The organism is Yoonia sp. (assembly GCF_046292185.1).
Taxonomy (GTDB): Bacteria; Pseudomonadota; Alphaproteobacteria; order Rhodobacterales; family Rhodobacteraceae; genus Yoonia.
This window is the reverse complement of record NZ_JBKBQY010000143.1, coordinates 1-5,286: the sequence shown is the minus strand read 5'-3', so window position 1 is coordinate 5,286 and position 5,286 is coordinate 1. Positions and strand designations below refer to the sequence as shown.

At 61.9% G+C, this 5,286-nt stretch carries 5 protein-coding genes; 3 read left to right on the top strand and 2 right to left on the bottom strand.

Going from position 1 to position 5,286, the window contains the following annotated elements; genetic code table 11:
- The first annotated feature begins 6 nt into the window (after positions 1 to 6).
- From ACK4TM_RS16915 to ACK4TM_RS16905, 3 genes are read left to right on the top strand one after another with little or no spacing between them, the layout of a single operon-like run.
- Positions 7 to 1,842: a DUF294 nucleotidyltransferase-like domain-containing protein gene (locus ACK4TM_RS16915; RefSeq protein WP_409703583.1), complete on the top strand. Its 1,836-nt coding sequence runs from the start codon at positions 7 to 9 to the stop codon at positions 1,840 to 1,842.
- Between the two features lie 28 nt (positions 1,843 to 1,870).
- Entirely contained in the window at positions 1,871 to 2,395 is a 525-nt protein-coding gene (locus ACK4TM_RS16910) for a hypothetical protein (RefSeq protein ID WP_409703580.1), read from the top strand.
- On the top strand, positions 2,395 to 3,804 hold the full coding sequence (locus ACK4TM_RS16905; RefSeq protein ID WP_409703577.1) for an exonuclease domain-containing protein: 1,410 nt from the start codon (positions 2,395 to 2,397) through the stop codon (positions 3,802 to 3,804). Before ACK4TM_RS16910 ends, ACK4TM_RS16905 begins: the two co-directional genes overlap by 1 nt.
- Here the strand turns inward: ACK4TM_RS16905 and ACK4TM_RS16900 are convergent.
- Both ACK4TM_RS16900 and ACK4TM_RS16895 read right to left on the bottom strand, forming a co-directional pair.
- Entirely contained in the window at positions 3,801 to 4,574 is a 774-nt protein-coding gene (locus ACK4TM_RS16900; RefSeq protein ID WP_409703574.1) for a 3-keto-5-aminohexanoate cleavage protein, read from the bottom strand. The genes ACK4TM_RS16905 and ACK4TM_RS16900 overlap by 4 nt on opposite strands.
- A partial coding sequence (locus ACK4TM_RS16895) for an aminotransferase class III-fold pyridoxal phosphate-dependent enzyme (protein ID WP_409703571.1) occupies positions 4,571 to 5,286 on the bottom strand: 716 nt, incomplete at its 5' end. The genes ACK4TM_RS16895 and ACK4TM_RS16900, both read right to left, overlap by 4 nt.

The window sequence follows — 5,286 nt, the reverse complement described above, 5'->3', positions numbered from 1 at the left end:
CCCCAGATGACAAGATCCATGCATGATCTGCGCCGCTTTCTGTCATCGCTGCACCCCTATGACAGCCTGCCCGACGATGCGCTGCAAAACCTGCTGCCCCAATTCACCAAACTTCAGATGCACAAGGACGACGTGATCTATCCGCTGGGTGCCGTTTGCGAGGGGCTTTATATCATTCTGGATGGCGAGGTTGAGATCACCGCCGAGAATGATGAAATCGTTTCGCAACTGTCCAGTCGCAATTCCTTTGGCGAACGGGGCCTGATGCGCGACGGCAAGACCGGCACCAAGGCCCGCGCGCTCAGCGATGGCGCATTGCTGCTGCTGCCGACCGATGCATTCCATGACCTGATCGCCGCACATGCCAGCGCGCACCGCTTTTTCACCCGTGGCCGCACGCGCGAGGCGACCGATGCCACACGCCCCGCCACCTTGGTGGAAATCCGTGTCGATCAGCTTATGGCGGCCGATCCCGTGACCTGCGCCACCGATGCCACGATCAGCGATGCCGCAAGGCTGATGCGCCAGCACCGGATTTCCTGTCTTCCCGTCACGAATGATGGCAAACTGGCAGGCATCGTCACCCTGCACGACATCAACAACCGCGTCGTCGCCGAAGGGCTGGACCCCGCCCAACCCGTCAGCCGGATCATGACGGCTGACCCCCTGACCCTGCCACCATCTGCCATCGGGTCCGACGTGCTGCATATGATGATGGAACGCCGCTTTGGCCATGTGCCCATCGTCGATCAAGGTAAATTGGTGGGCATCGTCACCCAGACCAATCTGACGCAGTTTCAGGCGGCCAATTCCGCATCGCTTGTACGCGGCGTGGTGCGCGCCACCACGCCAGACGATATGGCCGCAGTGACCGCAAAAATTCCACAGCTTCTGGCGCAACTGGTCGGCGCGGGAAACCGGCACGAAACCGTCACCCGGCTGATCACCGATATCGCCGATGCCGTCACCCGCCGCCTGCTCGCACTGGCCGAGGCGGAATTCGGCCCACCGCCTGTCCCATACCTGTGGCTGGCCTGTGGATCGCAAGGGCGGCAGGAACAGACCGGCGTGTCCGATCAGGACAATTGCCTGATGCTGGATGATGCGGTCACCGATGCCGACATGCCCTATTTCGCGAAACTTGCGACGTTCGTCAGCGATGGTCTGGATCAAGCGGGATATTATTATTGCCCTGGCGATATGATGGCGACGAACGAACGCTGGCGCCAACCTGTGCGCACCTGGCGCAGCTATTTCCGCCGCTGGATCGACAGCCCCAGCACAGAGGCGCAGATGCTCGCCTCTGTCATGTTCGATCTGCGGCCTGTCGGCGGCACGCGGACATTGTTCGACGACCTGCACCGTGACACACTCGAACACGCCGCGCGCAATTCCATCTTTGTGGCGCATATGGTTTCAAATTCGCTGAAACATAACCCGCCCTTGGGTCTGCTGCGTGGCTTTGCGACATTGCGCAGCGGCGAACACAAGAACCATATCGACATGAAGATGAACGGCGTGATCCCGGTGGTCGATCTTGGCCGGATCTATGCACTTCGCGGGCAGCTTGACAGCGTCAACACCCGCGCGCGTATCGACAGCGCGCATGGCGCAGGACTAATCAGCCAGACCGGCGGGCGTGACCTGCTGGACGCCTATGACCTGATCGCGCAGACACGGCTGGAACATCAGGCAAGCCTGATCCGCGCCGGGCGAAAGCCGGATAATTTCATGTCCCCCAATGTGCTGTCCGAATTCGAACGCAGCCACCTGCGCGACGCCTTTGTCGTGGTGCGCACGATGCAATCCGCTGTCACCCAAGGGCGCGGTGTGATCGGATAAGAAAAGAACAATCAAAGGACCCCCAAGAATGTATGTCGACATTATCACGATCATCGCTGCCGGCTTCGCCGCCGCCGGTGTCGCGCTGATCCTGAACCGCCTGACCGGGCGGCGCCTGCCGCGCTGGATCGTGCCGGCCACCGCCGGTGCAGGCATGATCCTGATGAGCCTGACCAATGAATACCGCTGGTATCCGCGCACCGCAGGCCTGCTGCCCGAGGGGTATGAGATCATCTCGACCGTGGATTATTCCGCCCCTTTTAGCCCTTGGACATATGTGGTGCCTTATGTGAACCGCTTTGCCGCGATTGATGTGGCAGGGGCACAGCGCAACGCCAATCAGCCTGATCTGCGGTTGACCAATGTCGTGTTCTTCACGCGCTGGCAGCCGATGCAGACACGCAGTGCTGTCTTTGACTGCGCGCAGGGCCGGTCCGCGCTGGTGGACAGCGATCTGGTTTTCAATGACGACGGAACAATCGCTGTGTCGCGCTGGGACCAGACCGGGCTGGATGACCCTGCAACAGCCCTTGTCTGTCAGGAGGCCATATAGTGTTCGACAAGGTCCGGCCCCGGCAACGCACGCTCGCTTTCTTCGCTTTGCTCGCCTTGGCCTGCATCGGCGCGGTGACCGGTGCGCTGCTGTTGGCCAACGCACGGCTGGACCCGGATGACCCGCAATCTGCCCTGCTCAGCGCCGGGGTGATGGCGGGATTTGCGATATTTGGTATCTGCGCGGTGATGTGGCTGATCTTTGACGATATGGTTGTGCGCCCGATGGAACGTCTGGCCGCCGCGCTGCAGGCCCATGCCGCCGCTGATATGCGACGGGGGATCGACACGGCACCGCTGCGGCATCTGGGCGAACTGGCCCGCGCCGCCGCTGCGCTGACCACGCGTCTTTCAGTCACACGGTCCGAGGTGGATCAGCTTCTGGCGCGATCCACCAGTAAACTGACCAGCGAACGCGAACAGCTGACCCGCATCCTGTCCGCGATCCCTGCGGCCGTTCTGATGGTCAGCCCCGATCACCGGATCACGCTTTACGACGGGCACGCGGCAATGATGCTGGACGACCAGCACCATCTTGGACTGGGTCAGCCGGTCTTCGACTATTTCGATGAAATCTATCTGCGCGCCGCGCTGGATAACCTGTCCGATAGTCGCCGTCGCACGCTGGGCCAGCAGGTGCCGACTGCCGATGGCGCCCGGATGCTGGATCTGACGTTGCACGATCTGGGGCAGGGGCAAGGCTATATGCTCAGCTTTCCGGTGCCGCGCGGCGCAAGCCCCGCACGGCCTGTGGTTTTCGATTTCGAGATGAACACCCGCAAACGATCCGGTGACATCATGAATGTCCGCCTGCGCGATTTGACCTATGTAGTGTTCGACACCGAAACCACCGGATTCCTGCCCAACAAGGACGAAATCGTCCAGATCGGCGCCTTGCGCATCGTGAACGGCCATCAGGCCCCTGGCGAGGTACTGGACCTGCTGGTCAACCCCGGCCGCCCGATCCCGGCGCGATCCACCGCCGTACATGGGATCACCGACGCGATGGTGCAGGACGCCCCTGATATGGCGCAGGCCGGGCGCAAATTTCACAGCTTTGCCCGTGATGCAGTGCTGGTGGCACATAACGCGCCTTTCGATCTGGCGTTCTTTCACCGCTATTCCGGCCAGATCGGGGCAAAATTCGAAAATCCGGTGCTGGATACGGTGCTTTTGTCCGCGGTGCTGTTCGGCATGACCGAAGGGCATACGCTGGATGAACTGAGCAAAAGGCTCGACGTGGAACTGCGTGATGAACACCGGCATACGGCGATTGGCGATGCCACCGCGACGCGCGATGTGTTCCTGCGGATGATCCCGATGCTGGAGGCGCGGGGGCTGACTACCTTTGGCGCGGTGCTCAATGAGATCCGCAAGCATAAGCGATTGTTGCCGGATCTGAACGGTTAGCGGATCAGGCGCGCCACCTCGGCTACGCGGGCGGCATTATCCGCGGCGATGCTGCCATCGGCCATGTGCAGGTTGTTTTCAAATCCGACCCGGATCTTGCCGCCAAGGGCATGGGCCACAGCCAGGCAGGCGGTTTCCGCCGTACCAAAGGCGCAGACTGCCCAGTCAGGTGTCAGCCCCAGATCTTTCGCCATAGCCAGAAAAGGTGACAGATCATCCGGTGCGCTGATCTGCCCCTTGTTGTAGCGGCCCAGCACGTAAAGCACGGTCAGGTTAGTGTCAGGGATCGTCCCGGCAGCGATTTCTTTGACCAGCCAGTGCAACTGTTCCGCATCATACAAGATATGCTGCACCGCCACCCCTGCCTCTGCCAGGCTGTGATAGCAGCGGCGCGCGGCTGCATGATCGCCGTCTGCCAGCATCTCGACCAATGCGATCGACACAGCTTCTGGCGTGATCTGCCGCAGCAAGGCGCGTTGATCGGCCGGGGTAAAGACACCCGCCGCTTCTGTCGTGATCTGCACGGGCAGGGCGGGGATAGCCTGTTTCATTTCGGCGATCAGTTCGGCATAGAGCCCTGCATCCAGCACATGCGCGCCCTCCGCGTCGCGCACATGGGCATGTAACGCACCTGCGCCAGCGGCATGACAGGCGCGGGCGGTCGCAATTGTTTCGGCAATCGTGATCGGCAGTGCGGGATGATCAGCCTTGCCGCGCCGCGCACCATTGGGGGCGACCATGATCGTCGGCAAAGGCGTGAGCCGGTTCATGCAGCGAGCGCGGTTTCAATGGCCTGCGACAGCTTGTCCGTCAATTCCCCGATTTGGTCATCGCTGAGGATGAACGGCGGGGCCAGCAGGATGTGATCGCCGCGCTGCCCGTCAATCGTGCCACCCATCGGATAGCAGATCAGGCCCGCGTCCATCGCGCTCGCCTTGATTTTCGCATGCAGCTTGCACGCGGGATCGAACATCGCTTTGGTTTCACGGTCCACGACCAGTTCCAGTCCACGAAACAATCCGCGCCCGCGGATATCCCCGATATGCGGATGCTGGCCGAAACGGTCACGCAGCGCGGTGTCGAGCAGATCGCCCGCCTGCCGGACGCGCGGCAAAAGCTGCCGGTCGCGGATCGCGCGCAGCACGGCACCGGCCCCGGCGGCGGCCATGGCATGACCCATATAGGTGTGGCCGTGCTGGAAAAAGCCGGACCCACCGGCGATGGCATCATAGATCTGCCCCGTGCAAATCAGCGCGCCGATGGGTTGATAGCCGGCGCCCAATCCCTTTGCCACGGTGATCATATCAGGGGCGACGCCGTCCTCGGCGCAGGCATAAAGATGGCCGGTCCGGCCCATGCCGCACATGACTTCATCCAAAATCAGCAACACGCCGTGGCGGTCGCAAATCTGCCGGATACGTTTGAGGTAACCGGGCACGGCAGGCACTGCGCCCATCGTGGCACCGACCACGGGTTCAGCGA